A 15,273-nucleotide genomic window follows, 5' to 3' on the forward strand; every position below is an offset into this window, starting at 1 on the left:
CAACTTTGAACCCACGCCCCGCGCCCATGCACATCGAACTTCGCAAAACATTTCAGTTTGAAGCCGCGCACCTCCTGCCCGGGCTGCCCGAGGCGCACAAGTGCCGGCGCCTTCATGGCCACAGTTTCATGGTGGACGTGGTGGTCGCGGGCGAATGCGACCCGAAGCTCGGGTGGCTGATGGATTACGCGGACATCTCGGCCGCGTTCAAGCCGCTCTGGGAACAGCTCGACCACCGCTACCTCAACGACGTGCCCGGCCTCGACAACCCGACCAGCGAACGGATTGCGGTGTGGATTTGGGACCGCCTCAAGCCGGCGATGCCGCTGCTTCGCGAAGTTGTGGTCGCGGAGACCTGCACCGCGCGGGCGGTCTATCGTGGCGGGTAGGTGGCTGCGCCGGGACGTCGTCATCTTTGCCGTTGACCCGCCCTGCGCGCGCGGCTACACCAGCGGCCGTGATTCGCGAACGGAACCTTCGACTCGCACTGCTTGGCGCGCTGCTTCTTGGCGGCGCGGCGGTCGGGTTCTGAGCGAAGACGAGATTTGACGAACCCCACTGCCAGACGGCGGTGGGGTTTTTGTTTTATGACGAAACCGCGCCGCCCCGGCCCAAACCAACCATGAACACCCACCACGTCACCATCTTCGACACCACGTTGCGCGATGGCGAGCAATGCCCCGGCGCCAGCATGAACCTGCGCGAGAAGCTCGAGGTCGCCCGCCAGCTTGCCCGGCTGCGCGTGGATGTCATCGAGGCCGGATTTCCCGTCATCAGCCAGGGGGACTTCGAATCCGTCCACACCATCGCCCGCGAGATCAAGGGCCCGGTCATCGCCGGGCTCGCGCGCTGCGTGCCGAGGGACATCGATGCCGCGGGCGCCGCTGTGAAACCCGCGGGCAGGCGCGCCCGCATCCACGTCTTCCTCGGCACCTCGAAAATCCACCGCGAGCACAAGCTCGGCAAGGCGCAGAGCGAAATCCTCCGCCTCGCCGTCGAGGGCGTGCGGCGCGCCCGCGGCTTCGTGAAGGACGTGGAGTTTTCGCCCGAGGACGCCTCGCGCACGGAGCTCGACTTCCTCGTGAAGATCGTCGAGGCCGCGATCTCCGCCGGCGCCACGACGATCAACATGCCCGACACCGTCGGCTACGCGACGCCGGAGGAATACGGCCGCATGTTCCGGCACGTCATCGAGAACGCCCGCGGCGCGCGCGACGTGGTCTTCAGCGCGCATTGCCACGACGACCTCGGGCTGGCCGTGGCCAACTCGCTCGCGGCCGTGCAGAACGGCGCGCGGCAGGTCGAGGGAACCATCAACGGCATCGGCGAACGGGCCGGCAACACGGCGCTCGAGGAGTTCGTGATGGCGCTGCGCACGCGGCGCGGCTTCTTCAAGAACCTCGGGACCGGCATCAAGACGCGCGAGATCGTCAAGAGTTCGCGGCTCGTCTCGCGGATGTGCAGCTTCCTCGTCCCGCGCAACAAGGCCATCGTCGGCGAGAACGCGTTCTCGCACGGCGCGGGCATCCATCAGGACGGCATCCTCAAGAAACGCGAGACCTACGAGATCATGGATCCGCGCGACGTGGGCTGGGGCTTGACCGAGCTGCCGCTCACCAAGCACAGCGGTCGCGCCGCGCTCGCCGCGCGGCTGCGCCACCTCGGCTTCAAGATGACCGACGCGGACGTGGCGTCGATTTTCGCGCGCTTCAAGGACATCGGTGACAAGAAGAAGTTTGTTTACGACGACGACCTCGTGGCGCTCGTCGAGGGGCAGATCGCCGAGGTGCCTGAGACGTGGTCGCTCGATTACCTCAACGTCACCAGCGGCAACCACACCGTGCCCACCGCGACCGTGCGTCTCAAGCGCGCGGGCGACGGCGTGGCCGAGGACGCCGCGCTCGGGGACGGGCCCGTGGACGCCGCGCTCAAGGCCATTGACCGGCTCACCAAGACGCGCGGCAAGCTGATGGACTACTCGTTGCGCGCCGTGTCGCAGGGCAAGGACGCCCTTGGCGAGGTGACGGTGAAGGTGGACTTCGGGAACGGCGAGACGCTCACCGGAAAGGGCGCGAGCACGGACGTGATCGAGGCGAGCGCGCGCGCGTATTTGAACGCGGTGAACCGGCACTTGTGCGAGTCCCGCGCCGCGACGCCGGCTCGGGTTCCCCCCGTATTGCGTAACGCCTAAAACGTAGGATTCTCGCCGGACGTGCCCACCCGGCCATGCGCATCCTCCTCATCAATCACCACCGCCGCTTCAAGGCGTCGTGGCGATCCGTGAAATTCGCATCGGAACTTGCGCGCCGCGGCCATCAGCCCACCGTGCTTTGCATCGCCGACACGCGGAAGATTCGCGGCGCGACCATCCGGCAGGACGGCGTGGAAATTGTCGAGTCCCCCGACTTGCTCTGGGGCCGGCTGCGTTCCGGCTGGGACCTGTGGGATTGCCTGTGGAGGATGGGATTCCTGCGGCACCGCGATTTTGACCTCATCCATGCGTTCGAGAGCCGGCCGGCGACGATTCATCCCGTGCTGCGCTCGCTCCGCCGCCGCCCGGTGCCGCTCGTGATGGACTGGATTGACTGGTGGGGCCGCGGCGGGCTCATCGCCGAACAGCGGCCGTGGTGGTATCAGCAACTCCTCGGCGGCGTGGAGACGTGGTATGAGGAGCACTTCCGCACGCTTGCCGACGCGACGACCGTCATCAGCCACGGCTTGAACGACCGGGCGCAGGATCTCGGCGTGACGGCCGAGAGCATCTTCTGGATTCCGAACGGCTGCGCGCCACCGGGTCCGGTCACGGCCGGCCCCGGGGCGGACCGCGCGGAGTTCGGCCTGCCCGCGGGCGCGTTCGTCGTCGGCTTCTCCGCGCTCGACGTCACGCTCGGGCTCGACTCCGTGCTCCGCGCGATGCGCCTGCTGGCGCAGCGGCGTCCGGACGCCGTGTTGATGATGACCGGCAAACTCTCCGCCGCGATGAAGCGCCAGATTTCGGAACTCGGCGTGGCCGGTCACGTGCGCCATCTCGGCTTCGTGCGCGACGAGGATTTCCCGCGCGCGCTCGCGTGCGCGGATGTGTTCGCGGTGCCGTTTGTGGACAAGCCCGCCAACCGGGGCCGCTGGCCCGGGCGCGTGAACGAGTATTTCGTCCTCGGCAAACCGATCGTCACGAATCCCGTCGGGGAGATGAAGGCGCTGCTCTCGCGGCACGACGTTGGCCTGCTTGCCTCCGACACGCCCACGGACTTCGCGGACAAACTCGACCAGCTTGCCTCCGACGCCACGCTGCGCGCCCGCCTCGGGGCGAACGCGCGCCAGCTTGCCGCGGCCGAACTTTCGTGGCCCGTGATTGTAGACCGGCTCGAAGCCGCCTACGCTTTCGCCGCGCGCGCCCATGACTTGAAGCAAACCGCGCGCGATCCGGCCCCAACCGCATGACCATGACCATCGGGAACACGGTGTCCGTCGTCGGCCTCGGCAAGCTGGGCGCCTGCATGGCCGCGGCGATGGCCTCGCGCGGGCTCGACGTGATCGGCGTGGACGTGAACGAACGGGCGGTCCAAAGCGTGAATGCCGGGCAGTCGCCCGTGCGCGAGCCGGGTCTCGCGGAAATGATCGCGGCGCATCGCGCGCAGCTCCGTGCGACGACTTCCTTCGAGGACGCCGTGGTGCATTCCGCCGCGACGTTCGTGGTGGTGCCGACGCCGAGCGACGGGCGCGGTGCGTTCAGCCTCGCGCATGCGTCGCGGTCGTTCGAGGCCATCGGCGCGGCGCTGCGGCAGAAGCGCGGTGACCACCTTGTGGTGCTCACGAGCACGGTGCTGCCGGGCTCGACGCGGCACGGGCTGATTCCGTTGCTCGAAAAAGCCTCCGGCCGGCGCTGCGGCCCGGATTTCGGCCTGTGCTACAACCCGGAGTTCATCGCGCTCGGCAGCGTGCTTCGCGATTTCCTGAACCCGGACTTCCACCTCGTCGGCGAGTTCGACCGCGCCTCGGGCGACCGGCTCGAGGCGATCAACCGGCGCGTGTGCCTCAACGCCGCGCCGTTCCGCCGCATGAGCATCGAGAACGCGGAACTCGCGAAGATCGCGCTCAACAGCTACGTCACGCTCAAGATTTCCTTCGCGAACATGCTCGCCGATTTGTGCGAGCGCCTGCCGGGCGGGAACGTGGACGCGGTGTCGGACGCGCTCGGCCTCGACTCGCGCATCGGGCGCAAATACCTGACCGGCGGGCTGGGCTTCGGCGGGCCGTGCTTCCCGCGCGACAACGCGGCGTTGAACTTCATCGGGGAGGCGCTTGGCGCGGACTGCGCGGTCATCCGCGAGAACGACGCCTACAACCGCCGGCTCTCGGCTCGCGTTGTCGCGCGGTTGCTGCCGTGCCTCGAATCCTCGGGCGCCGTCGCCGTGCTCGGGCTCGCCTACAAGCCGCAGTCGGACGTGGTCGAGCAGTCGGCCGGCATCGCGCTCGCGCTCGCGCTGGCGGATGCGGGGCGCCAGGTGGTCGCGTTCGACCCGCTCGCGTCGGCGAATGCGCGCGCAGTCTTGAATGGCCGTGCAGAAGTTTGCGACACGGTCGCCGGCGCGCTGCGCGACGCCACGACCGTGCTCGTCGCGACGCCGGATGCGGCGTTCCGGGGCCTGCGCGCCGCCGACCTGCTCGGCGCGAAAGCGCGCGTGACCGTGGTGGATTTCTGGCGCGCGCTCGATCCCTCGCTCGGCTCGCAACCGGGCATTCGTTACATTCCCATCGGCCACGGGACGGACGTGCCGGCGGCGGAGCGCGCGCTTCGCGAACTGTGGCATCCGACGGCGGACTGAGAATTCCCAACACCCCATGGCATCCGAATTGATCGTTGTGTGCGGCGCGGGCGGGTTCATCGGCGGGCACCTGACCGGCGAATTGCTACGTCAGGGCGCGCGCGTCCGCGCGGTGGACGTGAAGCCGTTCGACGAGTGGTTCCAGAGGTTCCCGGCGGCGGAGAATCTCCAGCTCAACCTGCAGGACAAGGCCGCGTGCGGGCAGGCGGCGCGCGGGGCGCAAACGATTTACAACCTCGCGGCGGACATGGGCGGCATGGGCTTCATCGAGCACAACAAGGCGCTGTGCATGCTCTCGGTGCTCATCAACACGCACCTGCTCATGGCCGCGCGCGACGCGGGCGCGCAGCGGTTTTTCTTCGCGTCGTCGGCGTGCGTTTACAACGCCGACAAGCAGCGCGACGAGAACGTGACCGCGTTGAAGGAGGCCGACGCCTATCCCGCGATGCCCGAGGATGGCTACGGGTGGGAGAAACTTTTCAGCGAGCGGATGTGCCGTCATTACCGGGAGGACTACGGGCTCGCGACGCGCATCGCGCGCTACCACAACGTCTATGGACCGCATGGCACGTTCGATGGCGGCCGCGAGAAGGCGCCCGCGGCCATCTGCCGGAAGGTCATCACGGCGAAGCTCACCGGGCGGCACGAGATTGAAATCTGGGGCGACGGCCGGCAGACCCGCAGCTTCATGTTCATCGACGACTGTCTGAAGGGCACGCAGATGCTCACCGCGAGTGAATTTGTGGAGCCCATCAACATCGGCAGCAGCGAGCTGGTGAGCATCAACCAGCTGGTGGACATCGCCGAGTCCATCGCCGGCATCAAACTGCAGCGCAGCTACAACCTCTCCGCGCCCAAGGGCGTGAACGGCCGCAACAGCGACAACACGCTCATCCGGCAGGTCTTCGGCTGGGAGCCCGACACGCGCTTGCGCGACGGGCTGGAAGAGACTTACCGCTGGATTCACGACCAGATGGCGCGGGCGCGCTGAGCCGCGCACGCCGCTTCACCCGCGCTTGCGACTGCGCTATTGTGCGGCGCCACATGGCCGAAACCCCCACAACCAGCCCGCAAGCCGGCGGGGATTTCCAGTCCGAAGCCGCGCGCGTGTGGGCGGCGATGCCGCGCAAGGCGGTGTTCCTCGCGCTGCTCGGCGCGTGGGTCGCGCTGTTCCACTGGCAGGGCAACTCGACGCTCGGCTACGTCCGCACGCCGAGCCTGTTCTTGTGGATGGAGAATGCGTGGCGCTCGAACGCGGACGACCAGCACGGCTACTTCATCCCGCTGGTCGTGCTGGCGTTGCTGTGGTGGCGGCGCGACGAACTGCTGGCGCTGCCCAAGCGCCCGTGGTGGCCGGCGCTGGCGCTCGTGAAGCTGATGATCTCGCTGCACGCGGCGGGGTTCGTCCTGCAACAGGCGCGCGTGTCGGTGGTGGCGTTCTTCGCCGGGCTCTGGGCGATCACGGGACTCATGTGGGGCGCGGCCTGGCTTCGCGCGACTTTTTTTCCGTTTGTGATGTTCGCCTTTTGCGTGCCGATGGCGAACGTCGGCGATGCCGCGACCTTTCCGCTGCGCCTGCTGGCGACGAAGATCACGGTGGCGCTTTCGCACGTGTTCCTCGGGCTCGACGTCACGCAATCGGGCACGGCCATCGTGGACCCGGCGGGGCGCTTCCACTACGAAGTGGCGGCGGCGTGCAGCGGCATCCGGAGCCTCACGGCGATCGCGGCCATCGCGGCGGTGTATGGGTTCGTGAGATTCCGAAGGCCGTGGAAGCGCGCGGTGTTGATCCTTTCGGCGGTTCCCATCGCGGTCGCGGCGAATGTGCTGCGGCTGTTGTGCATCATCATCGCGGCCGATGCGTTCGGGCAGAAGGCGGGCAACGCCGTCCACACGAGCCCGTGGCTGAGCCTGCTGCCGTATGTGCCGGCGATGGCGGGCGTGTTCGCGTTGGGCCGCTGGCTGCGGGAGGATGGGGCCGATGGGACGGGGGGGGCCGGTGCGAGCGGCCGCCCGGCGGAACCCGCTCCTGCTGACTCGGCAGCGCCTGTGCCGGCCGGGCGCCTTGCCCTTCTTGCGGTGTCGGTGCTGGTGTTGATTGGCCTCACGTCGGCGTTCTTGCACCGACAGCGGACGAACCAGAAACTCGCCGCGCCCGGCGTGAAGCTTGTCGCCGCGCCGGTGCGCGGCGAGGGCGGACAGATCATCGCGACGAACACCGTGGCCCTGCCGGAGCGCGTGCTCGATTACACGTCCGCGCCGGTCCCGGTGCCGGCGGTCGTGCACACGATGCTTCCGAAGGACACCGTCTTCGCGCACCGCGTTTACACGGCGCGTGACGGCTTCAAGGTGGACTCGCAAGTCGTGCTGATGGGCGCCGACCGCACGAGTCTACATCAACCACAGTATTGTCTCACCGGCTCCGGGTGGCAGATTGACAGCAGCGACACAACCTCGGTGGCGATGACTCTTCCCCGCGCCTACAACCTGCCCGTGATGAGGCTCCGGCTCTCCGGCCGCTTCCGCGACGAGCGCGGCGTCCCCGTCGCGCGAGGCGGCGTGTTCGTGTATTGGTTCGTGGCCGACGGCGCGGTGACGGCGGACCATCGCGAGCGGATGTGGTCGGGCGCGCTGCAACAGTTGCGCACCGGGCTCGTGCAACGGTGGGCGTATGTGATCTGCTTCGCCTCGTGCGCGCCGGGCGCGGAGGAGGCCACCTTTGCGCGGCTCAAGGACTTTATCGCGGCCTCGGTTCCCGAGTTTCAACTTGCCGCGGGCCCGCCGTTAAATTGAGCTATCACCCGCGCGCACGCGTCTGACTCCAAGCCATGCTCCGCCGCCAGCGACAACTCCGACACCGGCTGCAACTGTTCCAGGACGCCGGCCTGTTCGCCATCGGGTTCTGGCTGGCGCATGTCATCCGTTCGCACTGGGAACTTGAGGTTTTCGGCGGCACCCGGCGCATCGGACCGTGGGAGGATTACTTCTGGCTGTTTGTGTTCACCATGCCGCTGGCGGGGTTTGTCCTGTGGACGCAGGGCTTCTACCGCCGGGCGGCGGGAGCGTCGCGCGGCCAAACGGCGTGGCTGCTGTTCAAGTCGTGCGTGCTCGCCGTGATGGGGCTCGTGCTTGTGATGTTTCTGGCGCGCGACCTGCCGTCGCGGTCGGTGCCGATCCTGTTTGGGTTCACAAGTTTCGCGCTCGTGTTCGCCAAGGAGGAGCTCCAGCGGCGCTGGGGCGCGACGAAGCTTGGCGCGGCCCAAAACCTCCGGCGGGTGATTCTCGTCGGGCCCGTGGATGAAACGGACAAGCTCGCGGCCGAGTTTCGTGGCGAAGCCGCCGAACAGGTCGAGGTGCTCGCGCGGCTCGATCCCACGACGACCCCGGTGGAGCAGCTCGCCGGCCTGCTGCACGAGCACTCGGCCAACACGGTCGTGCTCAGCGCGCGCCACACGGTGTTCGAGCACGTCGAGCGCGCCATTCAAATCTGCGAGCTGGAGGGTGTGGAGGCGTGCCTGCTGGCGGATTTTTTCCGGACACAGATTTCGCAGACGACCGCGGACGACCTGCTCGGCCGGCCCACGCTGGTGTTCCGCACGGTGCCGGAGCTTGCGTGGCAGAGCGTGGTGAAGCAGGTGGTGGACGTGGTCGGCGCGTTCGTGTTCCTCGCGGCGGCCGCGGTGCCGATGCTGGTGATCGGGCTCCTGATCCGGCTCACGTCGCGCGGCCCGGCGCTCTTCCGGCAGGCGCGCTGCGGGCTCAACGGCCAGCCATTCACGATGCTCAAGTTCCGCACGATGGAGGGCGACGCAGAGCAGCGGCAGGCGGAGCTTGCGGCCTTCAACGAGATGTCCGGCCCCGTGTTCAAGGTGAGCAACGACCCGCGCGTGACGCCGCTGGGCCGCCTGCTCCGGCGCTACAGCGTGGATGAGCTGCCGCAATTATGGAACGTGCTGCGCGGCGAGATGAGCCTCGTCGGGCCGCGGCCGCTGCCGGTGGGCGAGGTGCGGCGCTTCGACGATCCGGCGCACCGCCGGCGGCTGAGCGTGAAGCCCGGACTCACGTGCCTGTGGCAGATTCGCGGGCGCAACAACGTGAGCAGCTTCACCGAATGGGTGCGGCTCGACCTCGAATACATCGACAACTGGTCGTTGTGGCTCGACTTCAAGATTCTCGCGCGCACCGTGCCGGCGGTGCTGCTCGGGACCGGCGCGCGGTGAGGGGGAGTATTCAGCATTCAGGGTTCAGACGGTGATGGCACCGTTTCTTGCGCGTGCCCGTGACCGTCTTCTGAATACGAAAACTGTCCGCGCACCGCGTTTTCCAACTCGCGCCCACCGGGCGCGGATACATCCTCCCGCTCGCATGAGCCGCGAAGTTCCGGGCACGAACCAGAAGGCGCTTCAGGTCAATCTCGACGCAACCAGATACGGCACGTTCGTCGAGATCGGAGCCGGGCAGGAGGTGGCGCGGATGATCCGCGAGCGGCAACTGTTCGACTGCGCCGGGCCTCGCGGGTGAAGCCCCGAGGCATCAGCGCCGCGTCCGGTCGCGAGCGTGTCGCGGCCGGTTGTCCTTCGCGCGAGGCCATTCGGAGCCGGGCTTGGCGTGCCGGGCGCCACCGGGGCGCGGTTTGGAGCCCGGGCGGCCCTTTTCGCGGAGTGGCCCGGAGGTTCTCGCCGGTCGGATTTGGGTCTTCCTGCTGTCGTCCTCGGACCATTCGTGTTTCGGGCGCGGCTTGGGCACGAGCACGAGCGGGCAGCCTTCGTAGCCGAAGGTTTTCCGCAGGTGGTCGGCGAGGTTTTTCTCGTAGGGCCGCGAGAAGAGTTCGTCCCGGTTCACGAACAACAGGAAGGTTGGAGGCGCCTGCCGCACCTGGGTCGCATAGAAGAACTTGAGCCGGTGGCCCTGGGTGCTCACGGGCTGGCGGCGTTCGATGAAGTCCTGCAGCGTGCGGTTGAGCAGCGCGGTGGGGACCTTTTGCTGCAACTGGGCCGCAACGTAACGGACCGATTCCAGCAACCGGTCGAGTTGGAACCCATCCTTGGCCGACGTGAAGATGACCGGCGCGTAGTCGAGGAAGAACAGCTTCTCCTGCACCCATTCGCCGAACTCCGCCAGCGTCGTCATCCTCTTGGGCGCGGCGCGGCCGGATTTGCTCAGCCGCCGTTCGATCTCCTCCATCCGCGCCTGGCGCACCGCCTCGGCCACCAGGTCCCATTTGTTGACGACGAGGATGCACGCCTTGCGCGCGTCCACGATCTTGTCGGCGATCTTCTTGTCCTGCTCGAGCACGCCGCTCTCGGCGTCCATGACAAGCACGACGAGGTCGGCGCGTTCGATGGACTCGACCGTCCGCTGGACGCTGAAGAACTCGACCGAGTCGTCCACGCGCCGCGCCTTGCGCATGCCCGCGGTGTCCACGAGCACGTAGTTCTGCTTCACGCCGTCGGTCTCGACGGAGAATGGCACGTCCACCGCGTCGCGCGTGGTGCCTGGGATCGGGCTCACGACGACCCGTTCGCTTCGGGTGAGCGCGTTGATGATCGAGGACTTGCCGACATTGGGCCGGCCGACGATCGCAAGTCGGAGTGGCCGCGGGGCCTCGGCCGCCCCGGTTGCGGGGGCGTGCTCGTCCGGCGGATTCCACGGCGGCAGCAGCTTGAGCGTCTCGGTGACAAGGTGATCAATCCCCAACCCGTGAATGGCGGACACGGGGAAGAGTTTTTCAAAGCCCAGTTGTGAAAACTCAATCGATTGTTCGCTCGCCGGGTGGTTGTCGGCCTTGTTCACGGCGACGAGGACGGGCTTGCCGCTGCGGCGCAAACGGGACGCCACTTCCAAGTCCAGCGGCGCCACGCTCTCCTGCACGTTCACCACGAGGATGACCGCGTGCGCGGCCTCGATTGCGAGTTCGACCTGCTCCAGCGCGGCCTTGACGATGACGTCCTGCGCTTTTTCCCCGCGCAGCAGCCCGATGCCGCCCGTGTCCACGAGCGTGAAAGGCCGTCCGTGCCACTCGACCTCGGCCGTGACGCGGTCGCGGGTGACGCCCGGCTGGTCGTGGACGATGGCGATGCGGCGGCCGGCGATGCGGTTGAACAGCGCGGACTTGCCGACGTTGGGCCGGCCGACGATGGCGATGACACCTGACACGGCAACAGCATGGGACACGGGCAGTCGGCGAGGAAGAGAAAACCCGGCGTGGCCCCGGCTAGCCGCGGTTGCGGCGCGTTCCGGGACGGGTTTCAATGGCACGCCGTGGGTCTCTGCCCAAAGTGAGGTCGGGAATTGGGTCGATTCTCCGGGAAACGGGGTCCGAAACCGGCCAAGAGGCAGTAGACAAGCAGTTCTGAATATGCCAACCATTCGCCCGTCTAAACCGCACCCGACGTCGCCCCGGCATGGTGCCCGGGCGATGTGTCGGATGGTTGGGCAAAACATCAGACAGTTGACCGGTAGTCGAAAGGAAATGCTATGAAGCTGACCAAAGTTCTGACCGTGGCCGCGTTCGCGTTCGCGATGTCCCTCGCCGTTGCAATGGCGCAGGACAAGCCGAAGGAAATCAAGAAGGGTGGCTGCTGCGACAAGGCCGGTGGCGCCGACAAGTGCGAGCACAAGTGCTGCAAGGAAGCCTCCGCGAAGAAGGAAATCTGCCCGAAGTGCAACGCCCCGAAGAAGTAGTCCTCACTGACAACGAATCACGAGGCGGTCGGCCGAAAGGCCGGCCGCCTTTTTCGTGCCCGTGAACGGGCCGCAGGTCGGCCGCCCTGGTTCGCGCAACCGGGCGCGTGACATCAGCTCTTCTCCCCGCGTCCTCAGTGTTCAGACCCGCCCCTTTACCAGTGACTCGACCACGGCTGGATCCGCCAACGTCGAGATGTCGCCGAGGTGGTCCAACTCGTTCTCGGCGATCTTGCGCAGGATGCGACGCATGATTTTTCCGGAACGGGTCTTCGGCAGGCCGTCGGTGAACTGGATTTTCTCCGGGGTCGCGTGCGGGCCGAGGATCTCGCGGACCTTGGCGTTGATCTCCTTCTTCACGCCGTCGCCCGCGGCCTGGCCGGTCTTGAGCGTGACGAAGGCGTAGATGGCGTAGCCCTTGATGTCGTGCGGGTAGCCGACCACCGCGGCCTCGGCCACGGACGGGTGCGCGCCGATTGCACCCTCGACCTCCGCCGTGCCGATGTTGTGGCCTGAGACGATGAGGATGTCGTCCACGCGGCCCGTGATCCAATAGTAGCCGTCCGCGTCACGCCAGCAGCCGTCGCCGGTGAAATACTTTCCGGGAAAGCGCTTGAAATAAGTGTCCACGAACCGCTGGTGGTCGCCGAACACGGTGCGCATCTGGCCCGGCCAGCTCGCCTTGAGGCAAAGGTTGCCGCGCACGTCGTTGCCGGTGAGTTCCGCGCCCGAGTCGTCCACGAGCGCGGGCTGCACGCCAAAGAGCGGCAGCGTCGCCGAGCCGGGCTTGGTCGGTGTCGCGCCCGGCAGCGGCGAGATGAGGATGCCGCCGGTCTCGGTCTGCCACCACGTGTCCACGATGGGGCAGCGCGACTGGCCGATGACTTTGAAATACCAGTTCCACTCCGGCTCCTTGATGGGTTCGCCCACGGTGCCGAGCAGGCGCAGCGAGGTGAGGTCGTGCGCCTGCGGCCATGCGTCGCCTTCCTTCATCAGCGCCCGCAACGCCGTCGGCGCGGTGTAGAAGATGTTCACCTTGTGCTTCGCGACGACCTGCCAGAACCGGCCGAAGTCGGGGAAGTTCGGCACGCCTTCGAACATGAGCGTGGTCGCGCGGTTGGCGAGCGGCCCGTAAATGATGTAGCTGTGGCCCGTGACCCAGCCGATGTCCGCCGTGCACCAGTAAGTCTCGCCGGGCTGGTAATCGAACACGTAGTGATGCGTGCTCGCGACGTAGGTGAGGTAGCCGCCCGTGGTGTGCAGCACGCCCTTGGGCTTCCCGGTCGAACCGCTCGTGTAGAGGATGAACAGCGGGTCCTCGGCGTCCATCACCTCCGGCTTGCACTCGGGCGCGGCGGCGGCGAGGGCTTCGTGCCACCACACATCGCGGCCGGGCTGCATCTCGACGGGTGTTCCGGTGCGACGCACGACAAGGATTTTCCCCACGGACGGTGTGCGCGGCGCGGCCTTGTCCGCGTTGGCCTTCATCGGGATGTCGCACTTGGTGCCGCGGACGCCGGTGTCCTGCGTGATGATGAGCTTGCACGAGGAATCGTTGATGCGCGTGACGAGCGAGTCCGCCGAGAACGCGCCGAACACGACCGAGTGCACCGCGCCGATGCGCGCGCACGCGAGCAGCGCGACCGCGAGCTCGGGAATCATCTGCAAGTAGATGCACACGCGGTCGCCCTTGCGCACGCCGAGGGATTTGAGCGCGTTGGCGGCGCGCTGCACCTGTGCGTGCAGCTCGGCGTAGGTGACGCGACGCGTGTCTTCCGGGTCGTTGCCCTCCCAGAGGAGCGCGGTCACGGCGCCGTGCCCGGCTTCGACGTGGCGGTCCACGCAATTGTAACAGGCGTTCAGCTTGCCGCCGGTGAACCACTTGATGTCCACCGTGTGAAAGTCCCAGTCGGCGACCTTGTCCCACTTGCCGAACCACGAAATGCGCGCGGCCTCGCCCGCCCAGAACGCGTCCGTGTCCTTGATGGACTCCGCGTAGCGCCCGCAATACTCGGCGAGGGACTTGACGTGCGCGCGCTGCGAGGCTGCGGCAGGCGGCGGAAAGACCGGAATGTCAGCGGTGGACTTGGTCGAGCTCATGGTCGGCGAAAAGCGCGGCCATCGTAGGAGCGATGAGAGTCGCGTCAACCTTGAAGCCGTCAGCGTTCGTTCACACTCGCCGAAAACGCAGCCGGCGGCCCGCGCGCGCGTTACAGCCGGCGGACGCGCACGTTGCGAAGCCAGAATTCCTGGCCGTGATGCTGGAACGTGATGTGGCCCTCATCCTCCTTCATGAACCGCGGCATGCCGGCGAACTTGCTCTTGGTGATGAGCTGCTGCAGGTCGGGGCTGCCCCACTTGAACTCGACCACCTTCTCGCCGTTGAGCCAGTGCTCGACGCGGTTGTCCTTGAACACGATCTTCGCCGAGTTGAACTCGCCCACGGGCTTGAGTTTCTTTTTCGCGTTCGGCTCGATGAGCGCGTAAAGCGAGCCGGCGCTCGTCTTCGGGTTCTTGCCGTCGCCGTGCTTGTCGTCGTCGAGAATCTGCATCTCCGGTCCCGTGTGCCACGAGGCGTTGCCGACCGATTCGTTCACGCGATACATCACGCCGGAGTTGCCGCCCGGCGCAACCTTCCATTCGAGCTCGAGCTCGAAGTCCTTGAATTTGTCCTTCGTGATGAGGTCCACGCCGCGGCCGGGCACGGTCTTGAGCGCGTTGCCATCGATGATCCACATCTTGTCGGGGAATCCCTCCTGCTTGAAGCCGCGCAGACGCTCGCTGACTTTGCCGTCGAAAAGCACGATCCAGTCCTTGTCGGCGGCGGAGGCGGTGGTGAGCGCGAGAAGCGCGCTGGTGGCGAGGAGGGGTATGAACAGTCGGGTCTTCATGGTTGGTGCGCGGACTGTAGCGAACCGCAACCCGAGGGCAAGCCTCGTCCGGCTGCGATTACCCGCTGGATTCGCGGCGCGGATTTCGATATGCAGCCCGTCAACCGCCACCCGTTCCACCGCCATGACCCGCGACCAAGCCTGGAGCCTCCTCGCCGAGTTCACGCAATCCGAGTCGCTGCGCAAGCACGCGCTCGGCGTCGAGGCCGCGATGCGCCACTACGCCGCGCACTTCGGCGCCGACATCGAACAATGGGGATTGACGGGACTGCTGCACGACTTCGACTACGAGCGCTGGCCCGAACCGCCGGCGCACACACGCGAGGGGGCGGCGATCCTCCGCGCGCATGGCGTGGACGAGGAAATCACCGGCGCGATCCTCTCGCACGCGGAGTGGAATCTCGCCGAGTTTCCGCGCGACCGCCCGATTCGCAAGGCGCTCTTCGCCGTGGATGAATTGAGCGGCTTCATCACCGCCGTCGCCTACGTGCGGCCCGAGAAACTCGCGGGCATGGCCCCGGGCAGCGTGAAAAAGAAGATGAAGCAGAAGTCCTTCGCCGCCGCCGTGAAGCGCGAGGACATCGAGCAAGGCGCCGCGTTGCTCGGCCTGCCGCTCGACGACCACATCCAGCACGTCATCGCCGCGATGCAGGGCGTGGCGAAGGAACTGGGCTTCGCGTGAGGAGCGGCGATCTCCAGATCGGCCCGAGGGTCGTTGTGCGGCCAAACCACCGCATCATTTCGCCGCCGGGTCGTAGTTCAGCCACGGGCCGAGCCAGCGCTCGGCTTCGGCGAGGGCCTGGCCTTTGCGCGCGGCGTAGTCGGCCACCTGGTCGCGGCCGAGCTTGCCCACGGCGAAATACTTCGAGTCC

At 67.1% G+C, this 15,273-nt stretch carries 13 protein-coding genes; 9 read left to right on the top strand and 4 right to left on the bottom strand.

Translation table 11 applies throughout. The features are described from left to right. Window positions 1–26: 26 nt before the first annotated feature. From queD to FJ386_03980, 7 genes are all read left to right on the top strand, one after another. A complete protein-coding gene (queD, locus tag FJ386_03950; GenBank protein MBM3875858.1) occupies window positions 27–389 on the top strand; it encodes a 6-carboxytetrahydropterin synthase QueD in 363 nt (120 codons plus the stop codon). A 233-nt stretch (window positions 390–622) separates the two neighbouring features. After that, the gene (locus FJ386_03955) at window positions 623–2,191 is read left to right on the top strand and encodes a 2-isopropylmalate synthase (protein MBM3875859.1); all 1,569 of its coding nucleotides are present in this window, start codon (window positions 623–625) and stop codon (window positions 2,189–2,191) included. Between the two features lie 35 nt (window positions 2,192–2,226). After that, on the top strand, window positions 2,227–3,441 hold the full coding sequence (locus FJ386_03960; protein MBM3875860.1) for a glycosyltransferase family 4 protein: 1,215 nt from the start codon (window positions 2,227–2,229) through the stop codon (window positions 3,439–3,441). A 2-nt stretch (window positions 3,442–3,443) separates the two neighbouring features. Continuing rightward, the gene (locus FJ386_03965; protein MBM3875861.1) at window positions 3,444–4,826 is read left to right on the top strand and encodes a UDP-glucose/GDP-mannose dehydrogenase family protein; all 1,383 of its coding nucleotides are present in this window, start codon (window positions 3,444–3,446) and stop codon (window positions 4,824–4,826) included. Between the two features lie 16 nt (window positions 4,827–4,842). After that, a complete protein-coding gene (locus FJ386_03970) occupies window positions 4,843–5,817 on the top strand; it encodes an NAD-dependent epimerase/dehydratase family protein (GenBank protein MBM3875862.1) in 975 nt (324 codons plus the stop codon). A gap of 53 nt (window positions 5,818–5,870) precedes the next feature. Further along, entirely contained in the window at window positions 5,871–7,619 is a 1,749-nt protein-coding gene (xrt, locus tag FJ386_03975) for an exosortase (protein MBM3875863.1), read from the top strand. Between the two features lie 35 nt (window positions 7,620–7,654). Beyond that, on the top strand, window positions 7,655–9,046 hold the full coding sequence (locus FJ386_03980; GenBank protein ID MBM3875864.1) for a sugar transferase: 1,392 nt from the start codon (window positions 7,655–7,657) through the stop codon (window positions 9,044–9,046). 313 nt (window positions 9,047–9,359) lie between these two features. On the opposite strand, the gene FJ386_03985 is transcribed toward FJ386_03980, so the two are convergent. After that, window positions 9,360–11,195 carry a ribosome biogenesis GTPase Der gene (locus FJ386_03985; protein ID MBM3875865.1) on the bottom strand — a complete coding sequence of 612 codons (1,836 nt, stop codon included), beginning with the start codon at window positions 11,193–11,195 and terminating at the stop codon, window positions 9,360–9,362. 108 nt (window positions 11,196–11,303) lie between these two features. Here FJ386_03985 and FJ386_03990 point away from each other — a divergent pair, with 108 nt between their 5' ends. After that, complete coding sequence (locus FJ386_03990) at window positions 11,304–11,510, top strand: hypothetical protein (protein ID MBM3875866.1); 207 nt, start codon at window positions 11,304–11,306, stop codon at window positions 11,508–11,510. Between the two features lie 141 nt (window positions 11,511–11,651). On the opposite strand, the gene acs is transcribed toward FJ386_03990, so the two are convergent. Further along, window positions 11,652–13,610 (bottom strand): acetate--CoA ligase, encoded by a 1,959-nt coding sequence (gene acs / locus FJ386_03995; protein ID MBM3875867.1) that lies wholly within the window; start codon window positions 13,608–13,610, stop codon window positions 11,652–11,654. A 110-nt stretch (window positions 13,611–13,720) separates the two neighbouring features. Continuing rightward, window positions 13,721–14,527, bottom strand: a complete 807-nt coding sequence (locus tag FJ386_04000; GenBank protein ID MBM3875868.1) for a DUF1080 domain-containing protein — start codon at window positions 14,525–14,527, stop codon at window positions 13,721–13,723. Between FJ386_04000 and FJ386_04005 the strand changes: the two genes are divergently transcribed. Further along, window positions 14,526–15,083: an HDIG domain-containing protein gene (locus FJ386_04005; protein MBM3875869.1), complete on the top strand. Its 558-nt coding sequence runs from the start codon at window positions 14,526–14,528 to the stop codon at window positions 15,081–15,083. The genes FJ386_04000 and FJ386_04005 overlap by 2 nt on opposite strands. Window positions 15,084–15,137: 54 nt before the next feature. On the opposite strand, the gene FJ386_04010 is transcribed toward FJ386_04005, so the two are convergent. Next, a partial coding sequence (locus FJ386_04010) for a hypothetical protein (protein ID MBM3875870.1) occupies window positions 15,138–15,273 on the bottom strand: 136 nt, incomplete at its 5' end.

This window comes from Verrucomicrobiota bacterium (assembly GCA_016871675.1).
In the GTDB taxonomy this organism is placed as follows: domain Bacteria; phylum Verrucomicrobiota; class Verrucomicrobiia; order Limisphaerales; family VHCN01; genus VHCN01.